Raw genomic sequence first — 14,304 nt, 5'->3', positions numbered from 1 at the left:
GCGGATGCTTGGCGGTATCGAGGCCGCCCGGGAGCCGGTCAGCGTCGCTTGGCGTCGGACGCGAGCAGGGAGCGCAGGACGACCGCGCAGACGGCGACCGAGGCGCCGGTGATGGCGACTGCCAGGAGCAGAGAGACCAGGACGGCGCCGAGGACCAGGACGACGGCCGTGCCACCGCCGACGAGGGCGAGCGCGGTGCCGGGCGTGACCTGGACGACCGGGCGGGACGAGGCGGGGGCGACGGGCACCGGCGGCGGGACCGGGGTGCCCGGGGTGATGCTGGTCGGCTCGACGACCGTGGGCGGGGTGGCCGGGCCGGTGGGCTGCGGCATGACCGGGAGCTTGGGCCGGAACATGGGCGGATCTCCTTTCGCGGGCGGGTTACCTGACAGCGGCGTCGATGACGGGGGCCAGGAGGCTGTCGGCGAGGAGGTAGCCGCCGAGGAGCAGCACGGCGATGAGCCACCAGGGCGGGCGGATGAGCTTGACGCCGAGGTAGCCGACGGCCAGCAGGGCGAACCAGAGGGGGACGTCCATGGGCTGTGTCTCCTAGCGGACGGCGCAGCGGTGGGTGCGGGCGGCGAGCTGGGCGGCGGTGTGGCTGGAGTAGTCGGTGGACCAGCCGCAGCGGTCGGCGGTGCAGACGGCGGCGTGCGTGGTCCTGCCGTTGCGGTCGCGGTGGGTGCCGATCTGCACGGGGCCGATCCGCATCACGGAGTGGAAGTTGTCCCGGGCGGACATGGCGGTGTCTCCTTCCTGGTCAGGCGAGGTGGGCGGCGATGGCGTCGGCGAGGTGGGGCGGAACGCCGAGGCGGGAGCGCAGGGTGTCGGGGTCGATCGGGGATCCGGTGCGGGTGCGGTACTCGTCGGCGACCTTGCGGGCGTGGTCGACCAGCACGGCGGGGACCGGAGGAGCAGGCACCGGGGCGGAGGAGGCGTGGGCTTCCTGGGCTGCTGCGGTGTCGGGTACAGGCAGAGCTTCCGTGACCGTCGCGCGTTCGGTGTCCGGTACCGGCTGCTCGGCCGGGGGCACGGCGTCCCGCGTGTCCGCGACGGGTGCCGGCGGAACCGGCTCCGACTCCGCAGCCGACGAGTGAGCGAGGAGCGTTCCACCGAGGAAGGCGACTGCGGGCCATCCGGCGATGCCGAGGCGGAGCAGGGCGGGCGGGTCGGTGAGGTCGAGGAACCCGGCTGTGGCGACGTTGGCACCGAGCGAGGCGAACAGCGCGACGACGAACCAGCACCAGGCCAGCCGGGACGGGCCCTCACTGCGCAGGCGCCGCCAGGCCGCGACCAGGAGCAGGTCGACACTGACCGGGTAGGCCCACGCCTTCCAGCCGTTCTGTCCGGCAGCCGCGGCGAGGTCGTGCAGGTGGGCGAAGGACAGGGCACCGGCGATCACGGCCTGAACCAGGACCGCGTCGACCCGGAGACCGTGACGGGCGCCCATCAGGAGTCACCCGAGTGGTCGGGGCCGCCGTCGGGGTCGTCGTCGGACGGGAACGTGTCGAGCGGCGGCTCGGGCAGCGAGACGGCCAGGGACGGACTGACGGCTTCCACGAAGTCGAGGTCGGCGCCGGCCATGTCGGCGTACAAGGCGAGTTGGCCGAGCAGGAGCACGGTCCGGGCGAAGTCCTCGCAGTTCGGGCACATGGTGGGTTCTCCCTTCTTTGGGCATGGCGGGGGTAGGGACCTGGCGCGAAGGCGGTCACGCCGACCGGTGAGGATCGGAGAGATCAGGCAGCGGCCGAGGAGGGTTTGACCAGCGGCACGGGCACGGCTTCGGAGCCGAAGGCGGTCCGGAAAGAGGCCAGTTCGGGCAGGTCCGGGGTCTGGTCGGCGTGCCGGTTGCAGATGTTCACGGCTTGGCGGAGCGAGGTGTGCGGGGCGCGGATGCGGTGCCACCCTCCGGAGGAGTCGCCCGCGATGGCGAGCCCTCGCATCTCGGCCGGGATCTGGATGGCGGCGAGGACGGCGTCCGGGGAGATGTCGCCGAAAGCCATGTTGGCGGATGTCTCGTCGTTGACGCGGTGGGCGGTACGGCTGGTGAGTTGGGCGCGGAGCATCGTGATGCCCTTGCCGAGTTCGGAGCCGAAGCGCTGCCCGCAGATCTCGAGGTAGATGCCGGCCGCGCGGCCGAGTTGGGCGAGGCGGACCAGGGCGGTGATGACGCGGTCCCGGCGCCTCTCCTCCTCCTTGTTGGCGTACAGGGCGAGTTCGGCGACCTCGTCGACCAGGACCACGACCGGGACTGGACGCACGTCTGCCGGCAAATCCCAGATGTCGGCGGCGATCTCCGCATCCGGCACGTCAGCGGTGATGCGTTGCTGAGCCCGGATGAGCTGATAGACGCGTTCCATCCGGGCCACGAGCGCATCGAGTACTTCGGCGGCGGTGTCGGGGTCGTCGGCCAGCGCGGAGAACCGGCGGGCCAGCGGGAACAGTTCGACCCCCTGCTTGCAGTCGATGCCGACGAGGGCGACGTCCATCGGTGCGAGTCCGGCGACCAGGTTGCGTTGGTAGACAGACTTGCCGGACTCCGTGGCTCCGAGGGTGAGGGCATGGGGTACCGCCCGGTAGTCGCGGTAGTGCACCGAACCGTCCTGCCGCAGGGCGACCGGCACCCGCATGGGCCGGGAATCGGTCTCGGCCGGCATCTGCACCCGCTTGAGCACGTCGTAGCCGGTCATCCGCACCTCTACGACGCCGGAGCGCAGTTCCCGCGAGGTCACGCCGTTCATCGAGAACGAGTGCCGGAGCCGGTCCGAGGCGGCGGCGATGTCGAAGGCGTCCTGGCCGGGGCGGAGCTTGAGCCGGAGAACCAGGCCGGTACGAGTCGGCCGCAGCCGGAGGATGCGCGGCGGGCGGGACTCCGGTATCGGCCGGTTGGTGGCTCTGGCAAGGACGAGCCGCCACCGCGCGGGCGGGACGGTCAGTCCGCAGGCGTCCATGACGGAGCCGTACCGGACCAGGACCCGCACCACGGCCAGCGTGACCCCGAAGGTCAACCAATACCAGGCGGGGCGCCGCCACCGCAGGAGTCCCGCGGCGGCGGCGACCAGCACCAGGGCGACCGTGAAGCCGGTCATGATCAGGCCGCCTCGGGCCTTGCGGCGACGTCGGCGAGCGAGGTGACCGCGACCGCACGGAACGCGATGCCGTGCCGCTTCTGGCCGTTGAAGTCGTTCTCCCAGGGCCGGGCGATCAGGCCGGTGAGCGCGACCGGCGTGCCCATGGACAGCTCGCCGCTGATCCCGGGCTCCGGGACCGTGACGGAAAGGATCTCCACCTCCTCGTTCGCCGCGAACATCACGTCGACCGTCATCAGCTTCGCCCCGGTCTCGGCGTCGGTGGCGATCTCGCCGGTACGACGGTCACGCACCTTGACCTGCGGGGACTTGGCGACCATCACGATCGCGCCGGAGGTGTCGACGGGAATCTGACGCACGGAAACCACTCCTCTATAGATGCGGGACTTCGTCACTCATGTGTAGGAGTGACATGAAGAAGAGTGCCCGACTCCTATACATGAGTCAACCCGCCACGAAGAAGAACCCGTGACGGGCTGCGGGAAGTTGAGGGTGTGTCAGTCGGCGGCAGGGATCCGGTACTCGAAAACGAACTGGTCAGCGGCCATGAGGGTGTCGCACACCTCGACCACGAGACCCGCGGTCGTACGAGCCTCCCGGATCAGGTGGACGACGGGCGCCCCCGGGCTCAATGCCAGCTCCGAGGCTTCCGCCTTGGAGGCCGGCCGCGCTTGGAGCGTCTCCACGAACTCCGCGAACTCATGCCCATGGTCTTCGAGTCGGGCATAGATGCCACCGCCGCCGGGATTCTCGGCGAACAACTCCGGGATCTCCTTCACGACGTCCCAGGGAAGGTAGGACGTGGCGGTCTCGACAGGGGTGCCGTTGCGGAAGTAGAGGCGTCGGCGGGCGAGCACCTGAGTGCCGACGGGGACGCCCAAACGCTCGGCGGCGCCCTCGGGCGCCTCCATGGGACCGATGTAGAGGACGCTGACTTTGGCGGTGGCGCCGGACTGCGTGGACTCGGCGAGGTAGGCCGCTTTCCCGCCCTGCCGGAGCGAACGCCGGAAGCGATCGGAGGAGCGGTGCCGCACGGGAGGCCGGTTCTTCACGATCGAGCCCTTGCCGTGCCGGGTCTCGACCAGCCCGCTCGCCCGCACCTCGACCATGGCCTTACGGATCGTCCCGCCGGACACGCCATAGCGCTCCACCAGCTCGGACTCGCTCGGCACCATGTCGCCAGGCTTCAGGACACCCGCCCGGATCTGCTGCATGATCTCGTCCGCGATCTGCACATATCGAGGCCCGGAACCGACCCCTCCAGCCGCAGTTCCCATAGTCCTTCTCTGCCTCCTATGCTCCTCTACATGAGTCAACCACAGGAAGCGACACCGTCCCCCCTACACTCCGTGTCCGTGGCCGGAGTAGTGGTGCGCGGGGACGGCCGCCTCCTGGCGATCCGCCGAGCCGACAACGGCACCTGGGAACTCCCCGGCGGCATCCTCGAACTCGACGAGACCCCCGAGGCCGGCGTGGCCCGCGAGGTCCTGGAGGAGACCGGCATCCACATCGAGGTCGACGAACTCACCGGCGTCTACAAGAACATGACCCGCGGCGTCGTCGCCCTGGTCTTCCGCTGCAAGCCCTCCGGCGGCACCGAACGCACCTCAAGCGAGTCCACGGCCGTCTCCTGGCTCACACCCGACGAGGTCAGCGAGCGCATGTCCGAGGCCTTCGCGGTCAGGCTCTTGGACGCCTTGGACGGCAATGGCCCCCACGTACGCAGCCATGACGGCAGGCAGTTGCTCACCCGATGACAGAAGCGGACAACGCACGTCGGCAACCGAGGCAGCTCACAGAACTGTCCAGCGTCCATGAGTTCCTCGATGAGATTCGCCTCCGCCCCGGTATGTGGCTACGCGGCCGCTCACTCCAGCACTTGGACTCCATGCTCGTCGGCTACCGAGCCGCGATGGCCGTGCACGGTGCCGAGGAAGACTTCGCCTTCTGGAGCCCCGGCACTCAGGGCCCCTTCGCCGAGTGGCTGTGGCAGCGGCTCGGCCGTCACAGCTCCCTTAGCTGGGCTGTCGAGATCGAACGCGAGGCACAAAAGGCCGGCGTACCTGCGGTCGAGCTGTTCTTCAGCCTGTTCGACGAGTACCGACAAGAGGCCCATCCGGCCGAGGGATAAGACTTTCCCTACTTCATCAAGCCCCGGCTGCGCTCCGCTCCGCCGGGCGCGCTTCCCGGCTCTGGCTGCGCCCGCGCTCCTGCCTTCGGCCCGCTCGGCGCTGCCGCCGCCGACGCGCGCCCACATGTGGATAGGGCCGAAGGGCCATGAGTCGAGCACTGAACTACGCCGCCACGGTCAAGACCATGCCTCCGGCGGGGGATCGGCCGGCACCGGGATGGAGGGGGCGCCGTTCCCGACCGCGGGCCCATGCGTGGCGTGCGTTGAGGGCTCCCATCCCGTCCACCGTCGACCCAGGCAGAGCCGAGCAGACGCGGCCCCTGGCGTCCAGGTCGTTCGTACAGTGGCGCGCTCCACCTGGACGCCAGGAACCACGCCCGCTCCACGGTGTGTGGGTCGACGGCGGACGGGATGGGAGCTGGGGAGAGTGGTGGTTTAGCTGTGCTCTTGCCTGCGCGTCTCATGACAGAGGTAACGGCAAACCGCTTCGCAGAGACCGCTTGTCCGAGATGATGTGCAAGTGGATGTCGCCCGCATGGTGTTGGACTACCTGAAGGTCCTGATCTGGCCCGTCACTACGTTGGCCATCGTGTACGGCTTTCGCGGGCAGTTCAAAGACCTCATACGGCGAATAAGGCTGCTGAGCGGCCCGGGGATCGACGCCGAGTTCTCCGAGCGAGTATTGGAGGCGAGCGAGGGCGCAGAGGTAGCTGTCCTCAGCCACCCGCCGGGCGACGCGCTTGAAGGCCCCGAGCCGTCAGGCCCCAGTGCAGGCGGAGCCGCGGAACCACCCGCCGAAGAGGCTGCTGACCAGTCGCGACATCATCTGGTGCGCGGGTATCTTCGGACAGCTCCAGACGAGGACGACGCTCTGATCTTGTTGACGGACAACAATCCTCATGCTGCCGTCGTTGCAGCGTTCATCGGAGTGGAGAGCGAGCTGCGGCGTCTCGAAGACAGGGAGCTGCCGACCGTAGAGCGCCGGCGGCCGACCAGGCAGCTTGTAGAGGCCTTGCCGCTCCCCCCGGACATCAGGAACTCCATCGTGGAGATGAGTAGGCTGCGGAACCGCGCCGCCCACGGTGAGCAGGTTGTCAGTGCCCAAGCGGCACGGGCCTTCGTCCGTAGCTCCATAGAGCTAATCGACTGGCTCAAGGCTTTCGGTGATCAACCACGACTCTTCTGAGAGCCTGAGGGCGGAAGTACGCGAGCGCTGTCAAGCCTCACGGTGGTCGATGACATCAATGCCTGACACCAACAGCGGCGGATCCTGCCGATCACCGATGAACCTTGGCGGCGGGCTGACAAGGACAACAGACGGAAGTTTTGGAGATCGCGTACCCCAGGTCATCGACCTGATAAGGATGAGGCTGGAGCGCAAAACTTGTGTCCGACGGAGTCCGTCGTCCTCAACCGATGGACGGCGGACTCCAGTTGACTCGGCCATTGAGGCTCCGCCGACCTCGGTGAGTCACTAGCCTGCGAGCCATGGCAGAGACTCCCCAGAAGGCCTTCCGGCCGCAGATCTTGGTCGCCCTTTACCAACTCGGTGGCACCGCGTCCAAGCAAGCCACCATCCGGCGCATCGAGGAGTTGTACGGGTCCAGGCTCTCGGAAGAGGACTGGCGACCTTGCAGGACCAGACCTGAACCGAGATGGCAGAACCTCGTTGCATGGGAACGTAAGGATCTTGTTCGGGATGGCCTTCTTGAGCGCGGCAGTCCGCGCGACACATGGACGCTGACTGAAGCAGGCAAAGCCGAAGCGCGACGCACATGACCTGGGCGCGCGCCACAAACGCACCAGATCAAGCGGGGAGCACCGGGGAATCACGGTGAAAGCAACCGAGCCCGAAGAGGCGACTGGCCCGACCGTTCGCCCAGGTCAGCGTCCGAATCCGCGACAAATGATCGCAGCTTCCCAAGCTGATGGCTCGCCGTTCGACCCGTAACGATCAGGCATCATCACGGCATCGGCCACGGTGCCGATGTGATGCTCTCGCCATGGCCAGCGAGGACACCTCAGCTCACGACAGTGGCCCAGCCGTGGGCTCCCCCAAGGAAGCAGCTTCGGCTCTCACACAGCGCCGTCGTAGCCCCGCAACGAGCATGTTGGCCCTCACCGCAGTGATCTCTCTTGCTGTCGGCGCCGGCCTCGGCTATGCCATTGCGCACTCCTCTAGGTCTACGAGCGCCTCGACGCCTGGAAGCGCTCCGATCATTGCCGGGGTCAGCAAGAAAACTGTCTGCAATCTCGTGAGCGGTGCGACGCAACAGCAGCTCAGCATCAGAGAGGCATCTCCTATGGCTGAGGAGAAGGGTGGCGCCTCCTGCTATCTGATGATGACGGAGGACGGCGCCGCTGAACCAGCTGGGTTCGTGGTCGCCTTCTACCCCACCACAGCGTCTTTGCAGCAGACGGTGGATGGTACAGACGTAATCCCAGAGAAGGCGGAACCGCTGCTGATCGAGGGGCGTGCCGCTGCCCGCCAAGTCATGTACGGCGACGCCTGGAAGGCTCAGCTCACCGTTGACATAGGTGGTGGAGCAACGCTCTACGTCGAGCGGTTCGGCCCCAAAGATTCACTGTCGGAGCGAGACCTCCGTCGGGCCGTCGACGACCTTGCCGCAAGCGTTCTCAAGGGCCAGAAAGCGTGAGGCCAGCAAGCGGCCAACCTGGGCTCAGTGCCCGCTGCAGCTCGGCCGAGACGCCCGTAGCCTTCCGGGCCTTGACCCAGTCGTCCCGGAAGTTGCTCCGCCGCAACTGCCCGCCCTGGGGCCCGACGAAGACGTGACCGTCACGGCCGGGAGCGGCGAACTGCTCCAGGTGGCGCGTCACCTCGGCGAGCAGCTCGGCCGGGAAGGAGACGGCCCGTACCCCGGCCACTGCCTTCGGCGCCTTGTCGAAGAGCCGGCCGGTCTGCGTTGCCACCCGCAGCAGGTCGCCGAGGGTGGTCGGGTCCAGGCCCGCCAGGCAGGTCCACAGACTGCCCGACGCGCCGGAAGCTCCAGCCCAAAGCCGTTCCACCGACCTCTGTTAGCTCTCCCCGACGGGTCCAACCTGAGACAAGGACCAGCGGCTGCTCCGGTCGCCACGCTTCCCCAACAGAACGACCTTCCCTTCCGTCCTCAACAGTTCCATTGCATATTCGACCTGCCGAATCGAAAGCCCCGTAGCATCACGAATGTCACTTACCGATGAAGGACCGTTCATCAGAAATTCGGCAATTCTGCTTGCGTTCTCGCGTCGCGCACCTCGCGAGCGCGGAGTCACATCTTCCTCAACACCCACAGAATCATCAGCAGGCTCACTTGGCGCCGCACTCTCCTCGGTCCCCAGCGGAATACTCTGTTGCTCGGAGCGCAGCCCTTCAGTGAGGTTTGAGGCGAGTTGATAGATCCTTCCCCCTCGCTCACCAACAGCCTCCGCGACTTGCGCATCAACCAGCCCGGCGAGCGTATTTCGCGCTTCGAGCGAGTCCATGGGGAAGGCGTCACGAAGAGTCTTATTTGTCCAGCGCGTGCCGTGCCTCATCGCAACAAGAGCGTGCCTCTGAATATCACTGAGAGGCGCGGAAGGATTGAGCGAAGCCAACCACTCAAGATCGGCAGGAGCCAAAAGGGTGTGGTTGGGTACACGCACCGTAAACCTAACACCCTGATCGTGAAAACGCGGAGGCACCATACCAGCCTCCTGGAGGGACCTAAGAACTGTAGGAATGCCCGACGCGAGGGCTTCCACCACTCGCTGGCCTCGCGAATAGCGAACGTTCTGGCAAATCCGCACAAGGTATCCGTTGCGCGCAGAGGTCACCCCGGTAAGACCCAACCGATCTACACTCAGGCCCCAAAGCCCTCCAGGGTTACTCAGGATGAGCTGACTGTTGTCAATCTTGAGGGTAATGGCCTCGCCCAGCGCGTAAGGGCCCAGATCTCGGTGGATCAGAGCATTCGACAAGAGTTCACGAACAGCCTCAACCGGATATTCCGACTCATCCCTGCCATGACCGTCATAGCCAAAGCGCACTCTAGTCCTTGTGTTTCTCTGAACCCAGCTCAACGCCTGCTCAAGCATAAGAGGAATGGGCCCATCGAACCTCTTAGCGTCGACAGCTCGCGTACCGGGGGGATCGTTAGGACCCGGAGTTACGCTAGCTTGGATCACCAAGTTCGGAAAAAATTGCTGCGGATAGATACCCAACGCAAGGAGGCCGGCTACCGTGGGCCGACGATCAGGGCCCGCAACAACGCCGGTACGAAACAGGATCTCATCTCGATCAAATCGGGCAAGGGCCGGAGACGTGGCCCGACAGTTCTCGATATACGACTCGACTAGGGCGCCATCCAAATCCTCCTTGCTGGAGTCACCCGCTACGGCCTGATCGAATCGCGGCGTATCGCGATTCGCGATGAAAGCCTGCTCCTCCAGCTCAGAGAGTTCATAGTCCCCGTCATACGAGCGGAGATAAGCCTTCCCCGTCCCCTTGACGCGACAAGGCTTAACCGAGCTAGCAAGCTCGTCAATTTGTGCCGCAACTATCGACTTACCCTCGAAGTTGAAATCCCACATACGAGGATTTACCGCTGGCTCGATCCCATTACGCGACAATGACGCCAGCGCAGCTTTGCAAGCCGCTGAATCGTAAACGCCCACAGAGCTAAAGTTATCGGATTCATCCAGACCGAAGATCAAGGTCCCGCCACCTGGAGTATTGGCGAACGCAGAGATGGTCGGCGCAACGCTCTGGGGAAACCCGTCAGCGGCACGCTTGACTTCGACCTCCGCGAAGTCGCTGCCTTCACTTCGGAGATCGGCAATGACGGTAACCAGCTCAGTCAGATCCACAAAGTGAGCCTAGCGGTGTTGGTTGTGGATCTGCCACATCCCCAAACCCGCGTGACCTGGGCGTTCCAGATCCACAAAGGTCAAGATTCACCCAAGCATCCCCCATCTTCCCGCAAAGCAATCAAACATCCCGGGTCCTCGGCACTACGCTCCGTCACCGTAGGTGCAGCGTAGCGACGGAGCGTAGTGCCGAGGACACCACTAAGCAGCCGTCCCAGTCACGCTGAGTATCTGATCGCGGCTGATCAAGCATCTCAGCTCCACAAACAGTGGGGTTCTGCGTCGGAGGCTTGTGGTGCTGGCTGTGGTCCGGGCACGCGTCTCACTTCAGCGCTGGCGCTTCTCATGGTTGCTCGCTGAAAGGCCCTCACCCGGACGGCGGCCTAACTGCGCGACAACCCGAAGAACAGCGGCGGACAGGTACGGACGCCTGCGGACCACCGCAACAGGCGAGAGGGGTAGCAGCCCAAGATCAGCCACCCGCTCAAGTTGCTTCGGGACAGAGAGGCCGCACATGCCGGAGCCAGATGGGGATGCGGAGGGTGGAATACACCAGCCCGAGTCGGCGTGGCTCAGTGATCCTTATTCGCCATGGCGAGGGCAACTACGGCGCCAACGGCAGCAATGACGACTGCAGCGATCAGATAAGGAGGGGCAGCGTCCCGGCAACCGGGCCATCTGTGAAATGCCGCTGAGACCGCTGATCCACATGAGTACCTCACGCCGTCGCTGTTGAAGCTGACTGGCAGCAGCACAACGATGACAGCAGCCGCACCGGCAAGGACGGCGACGAGTTTGGCGCGAGTACGAGGTGACACCTGCGTCCTCTCAAGGGTGGGGCAACCTGCCGGCTCTGGCAGCCAGAGCCACCCTACGGGTCTCACATAGCGCTCAGCCACCGTCTGTATCAGAGCGAGCACTTGCACCGCTGTAGCCCAGGCTTGCTGTACAGCACTGCCAAGTACCCTGCGCCGCAGTGTGTTTATCGATGCTGGAGGTTCCGTGGACGCTACTGCCCTGGCGCGCCCAGACCGGCTGTGGTCGGAACGCCCGGACTCACATTCCCAGGCCCGGCCAACGCAGAGGCGAACCAAGTGAGCGCTTTGGCACTCGCTGGGCTGGGTGCAGCCCCCTCTACGAGAACGAGACGCCGGGCCGTCTCTGGGCCGTCCAAGGCCAGCCGACGCCGACCGACAACGACAGAAGCCCACGGCATCTGAACTGGTCAGAGCCGTGGGCTTCTTCGGTCCTGCTGGTCAGCCGGACCGATGATCAGTAGACCGGCTACTGACCGCAGTTGCCGGCGCTTGCCACGCCCATTGAGACTCCGCCGACCGCGTGGTCACGCACCTCTCGCTCACAGGTCAGAGCGCCTCCTCGTTTCTTGGCGGCCGTTTCGCGGAACCGCGTGCGTCATACCTGTTTCCAGACCATGATGGCTGCAAGGAGCTAGGCAGTCTGGGGGTAGGACAGATGCAGCGTTGTGCCTACTGCAGCATGTACATAAAGCCCGGCCAGGCAACTTCCAAGGCGCCCAAGCAGCGCACATACCACCTGGCTTGCCTACACAAGCTGCGGGCCAAGAACATCAACAACCAGCCACAGCGCGAGGTAGAGCGGGCTGAGCGCCTAGCGCGTGCAGACGCGGCGGCGAGGGAATCCATGCGGACGCAGAAGCCAAGCGACTGGCGCCTCGGGAAATCCCCGTCGGACTACGGACGCCGCTAGCCGCCGGGCCGTGTCGGGGCCGTCGAAGGGCGCTCAACGACGACCAACGCTGACAACCGCCCGCAGCTAAGCGGCGGGTCTCAGCGTTGAGCGATCACGCGGCCGCAGGTCAGAGGCCTAGCCCTTCCAGAAGAACTGATCGAGTGCCGCATGCGCCCTTGACTCGGTCATTGAAACTCCAGCCCAAAGCCGCTCCGCCGACCTGGGAGCTTTCATGCGGGCAGATCGACAGCGCCTGCAATGAGCACCTTCTGTGCCAGGAACCGCATGAGTACATTCTCGGCACGGAGAGACTCGGCTTCAGGCGAGAAAGGCATCAGTAGTGAGTCCACCTGACCTCCGCCGTCTTCCTTCGTGTGAACCACTCGACACCTGATTTCATAGATCCTCTCGCAAAGCAAGTCGGCTAGGTCTCCCTTTTTCCGTTTCGGGTCTACTGGCTCTAGCCCTACAATTACTTGCCTCTTAGCGCCAAAGTGCCCAAGGACTTCAGGATTCGCCGAGAAAAAATCTGCAATTGCATCTTCGGAAACGCAATACCTAACCGTTGCCTTCAGCTGGCTACGCTCGTCTCCATACCCCCTTCCAGGTTGACGTGTAATCCGCAGGATGCGCGACAAGTGACGCTCATCATCCGCTCTAAAGTTTGGATCACGCAACTCGTTGCGCAGCTTATCGAGAAGATCTCGCTGGCTGTAACGAGAGAAGTAGTATTCGAGTACCTGATAGTAGGCGAGGAACTCAAGCAAGGGCATGCCCACCGCTGACCGGGCGTACCGGTAGAGACTCAGAGGCTCAGCGGCGTACTGAAGCTTAGGTAGCGTAGGAGCGCTTGCATTTTGGTGAGTCCGCCGACCAAATCTCATTGCACCCACGGGCCGCATTCGCCGGAAGGTGAATGAAAGGCCATACTTCAGATCGAGCTCGAAGAGGATGGCGTTGCCCGCGCTTTCGAGAAACGCCAAAGCCTCATTGTAAGTACTGTGCTGTCGCCCCTTCAGTTTGAGAGTGACGGCCCCAAAGCTGGACAGAATATCGAATCTTTCGGAGGGTGGACTGAGCTCCGCAGACCAACCCTCGCCCCTAGTGCCGGTTATTGTAACGGATCCCATATTTCTGGCACGTGGCTTCGCAGGATCTGCAGTTACCCATCCAGGGATACGCTCCACCAGACGGTGAGTTGGCCCGCTGTTGGCCGAAAGGGCAACTTCGATACAGGGATCTTCACCCAATGCCTCAAATGCTTCGTACTCGCCGAGGGCGCGAATTTTCGTGAAATCCATCTCTAAGCACATGAGTGCATTTTTCTCAGAAATCAGCGCAGCGCGAGAGCTCCTTCCAGACGCAACGTTAATCTGCAGGCATACTGATTCGTCCCACATCGCCACCCATTCGCAGGAGATGCCCTCCGCCTGGATTTTTTTCTCCAGGGCAAGCAATGGAGAATTTGGCTTCAGGGAGTCCGCTGGGTTGCTATCGGCAGTCATCATTCTTCCGGAGATCGCGTGGACGCTGAGGAAATGATGATCCCACACCGCGTGGTGTCGTGTCCTGCATTATGTTCCACCGTCATGACGTATCACCATTCGGCATAGTCAACGCGCCGGTAGATGCCGACGGACGGCTGCGGGCGGCCACGTGGAGGCCCGGTACAGCCACGCTGACTTCGGGAGGGTGTCACCAGTCACGTCCGCCCTTACGCAGTGGTGATCACGAAAGGTGAGCGCCCTGGGCCGTCCGAGGCCGACCAACACTGACAGTCGGTACCTACCGGCGACCGCCCCCAACCCGCTCTGGCCTGGGCTACCGAAGTTGATCTGCGACTGCCCAAGCCCGGAGAACTGGCGTCGTGAGCCGTTGACGCTTGTATTCGCCCGCTCACCGCTCCGGGTCAATCTGCGATGGGCAGCGGCTCGTGACGGTGCCGATCAAGTACCGGTCCTCGCGGCGCAGCTCCGCGGATCCCCACTCGATGCGCATGACGCCCTTCTCCATGGAGCAGGTGTAGGCGACGAGGACGAGCTGCACGCCTTCGGGAAGCAGCTCCAGATCTGGATGCACCTCGGAAGCATCGAGTTCTCCCCAGTCCAGGTCGAATGCCTGCTGCCTGGGTGGCGGACCGTGGCGACAGATCAGGTCTGCTCGGAAGCCTGTGGCCCGGCGGAGACGTGCAGCCGTGACGGGCACGTCTCTCTTCGCGTAGCGGAGGGGGTAGATCAGGTGGCCGCGGACGAGCATCAGCGTGCGTCCTTGCAGGCGCACAGCCTCCCCAAGCCCGGAAATGCCGGCGGCCAGTTCCTCATATTGCACCGCCACCGGACGTGGTCAGCAACAAGAGTGCTGACCACACCAAGCACCGTTCCCACAGCCGTCACCATAACTGCCGACCACTGCATGCGCCCCCCTGAAGATTGGTTGACTGGAGCCGACAGCTCAGCAGCAGATCAGGAGGCTGATCGTTTATGCGGCCACAGGTCACGGGCGGTGATCAGTTGTGGCTGAACTGACGGC

The 14,304-nt window shown here is 64.6% G+C and carries 17 protein-coding genes; 5 read left to right on the top strand and 12 right to left on the bottom strand.

What is annotated here, in order from left to right:
• Window positions 1-38: 38 nt before the first annotated feature.
• The 8 genes from ACIQMV_RS12945 to ACIQMV_RS12910 form a co-directional block, all read right to left on the bottom strand.
• A complete protein-coding gene (locus ACIQMV_RS12945) occupies window positions 39-356 on the bottom strand; it encodes a SpdD-like protein (RefSeq protein WP_402592685.1) in 318 nt (105 codons plus the stop codon).
• A gap of 25 nt (window positions 357-381) precedes the next feature.
• Complete coding sequence (locus ACIQMV_RS12940) at window positions 382-537, bottom strand: hypothetical protein (RefSeq protein ID WP_402592684.1); 156 nt, start codon at window positions 535-537, stop codon at window positions 382-384.
• 12 nt (window positions 538-549) lie between these two features.
• Window positions 550-741: a mobile element transfer protein gene (locus ACIQMV_RS12935; RefSeq protein WP_402592683.1), complete on the bottom strand. Its 192-nt coding sequence runs from the start codon at window positions 739-741 to the stop codon at window positions 550-552.
• Window positions 742-760: 19 nt separating this feature from the next.
• Window positions 761-1,450 carry a DUF2637 domain-containing protein gene (locus ACIQMV_RS12930; protein ID WP_402592682.1) on the bottom strand — a complete coding sequence of 230 codons (690 nt, stop codon included), beginning with the start codon at window positions 1,448-1,450 and terminating at the stop codon, window positions 761-763.
• Window positions 1,450-1,653, bottom strand: a complete 204-nt coding sequence (locus ACIQMV_RS12925) for a hypothetical protein (RefSeq protein WP_402592681.1) — start codon at window positions 1,651-1,653, stop codon at window positions 1,450-1,452. Before ACIQMV_RS12925 ends, ACIQMV_RS12930 begins: the two co-directional genes overlap by 1 nt.
• Before the next feature lie 83 nt (window positions 1,654-1,736).
• A complete protein-coding gene (locus ACIQMV_RS12920; RefSeq protein ID WP_402592680.1) occupies window positions 1,737-3,089 on the bottom strand; it encodes an FtsK/SpoIIIE domain-containing protein in 1,353 nt (450 codons plus the stop codon).
• 2 nt (window positions 3,090-3,091) lie between these two features.
• Complete coding sequence (locus tag ACIQMV_RS12915; RefSeq protein WP_402592679.1) at window positions 3,092-3,448, bottom strand: hypothetical protein; 357 nt, start codon at window positions 3,446-3,448, stop codon at window positions 3,092-3,094.
• A 138-nt stretch (window positions 3,449-3,586) separates the two neighbouring features.
• Complete coding sequence (locus ACIQMV_RS12910; RefSeq protein ID WP_402592678.1) at window positions 3,587-4,366, bottom strand: GntR family transcriptional regulator; 780 nt, start codon at window positions 4,364-4,366, stop codon at window positions 3,587-3,589.
• A gap of 18 nt (window positions 4,367-4,384) precedes the next feature.
• Here ACIQMV_RS12910 and ACIQMV_RS12905 point away from each other — a divergent pair, with 18 nt between their 5' ends.
• From ACIQMV_RS12905 to ACIQMV_RS12885, 5 genes are all read left to right on the top strand, one after another.
• Window positions 4,385-4,846 carry an NUDIX hydrolase gene (locus tag ACIQMV_RS12905; RefSeq protein WP_402592677.1) on the top strand — a complete coding sequence of 154 codons (462 nt, stop codon included), beginning with the start codon at window positions 4,385-4,387 and terminating at the stop codon, window positions 4,844-4,846.
• A 122-nt stretch (window positions 4,847-4,968) separates the two neighbouring features.
• Entirely contained in the window at window positions 4,969-5,220 is a 252-nt protein-coding gene (locus ACIQMV_RS12900; protein ID WP_402592676.1) for a hypothetical protein, read from the top strand.
• A 520-nt stretch (window positions 5,221-5,740) separates the two neighbouring features.
• Window positions 5,741-6,406, top strand: a complete 666-nt coding sequence (locus tag ACIQMV_RS12895; RefSeq protein ID WP_402592675.1) for a hypothetical protein — start codon at window positions 5,741-5,743, stop codon at window positions 6,404-6,406.
• A gap of 302 nt (window positions 6,407-6,708) precedes the next feature.
• Window positions 6,709-6,999: a winged helix-turn-helix domain-containing protein gene (locus tag ACIQMV_RS12890; protein ID WP_402592674.1), complete on the top strand. Its 291-nt coding sequence runs from the start codon at window positions 6,709-6,711 to the stop codon at window positions 6,997-6,999.
• Window positions 7,000-7,223: 224 nt separating this feature from the next.
• The gene (locus ACIQMV_RS12885; RefSeq protein ID WP_402592673.1) at window positions 7,224-7,877 is read left to right on the top strand and encodes a hypothetical protein; all 654 of its coding nucleotides are present in this window, start codon (window positions 7,224-7,226) and stop codon (window positions 7,875-7,877) included.
• Here ACIQMV_RS12885 and ACIQMV_RS12880 read toward each other — a convergent pair.
• The 4 genes from ACIQMV_RS12880 to ACIQMV_RS12865 form a co-directional block, all read right to left on the bottom strand.
• Entirely contained in the window at window positions 7,858-8,247 is a 390-nt protein-coding gene (locus ACIQMV_RS12880) for a hypothetical protein (protein ID WP_402592672.1), read from the bottom strand. The two genes, ACIQMV_RS12885 and ACIQMV_RS12880, sit on opposite strands and share 20 nt — an antisense overlap.
• A gap of 9 nt (window positions 8,248-8,256) precedes the next feature.
• Window positions 8,257-10,065, bottom strand: a complete 1,809-nt coding sequence (locus ACIQMV_RS12875; protein WP_402592671.1) for an RNA-binding domain-containing protein — start codon at window positions 10,063-10,065, stop codon at window positions 8,257-8,259.
• Window positions 10,066-12,005: 1,940 nt separating this feature from the next.
• The gene (locus ACIQMV_RS12870) at window positions 12,006-13,280 is read right to left on the bottom strand and encodes a hypothetical protein (protein WP_402592670.1); all 1,275 of its coding nucleotides are present in this window, start codon (window positions 13,278-13,280) and stop codon (window positions 12,006-12,008) included.
• A 391-nt stretch (window positions 13,281-13,671) separates the two neighbouring features.
• Complete coding sequence (locus ACIQMV_RS12865) at window positions 13,672-14,109, bottom strand: hypothetical protein (protein ID WP_402592669.1); 438 nt, start codon at window positions 14,107-14,109, stop codon at window positions 13,672-13,674.
• Window positions 14,110-14,304 lie beyond the last annotated feature (195 nt).

Source organism: Streptomyces sp. NPDC091412, assembly GCF_044756885.1.
Classification (GTDB): domain Bacteria; phylum Actinomycetota; class Actinomycetes; order Streptomycetales; family Streptomycetaceae; genus Streptomyces.
This window is presented reverse-complemented; position numbering and strand designations above follow the sequence as displayed.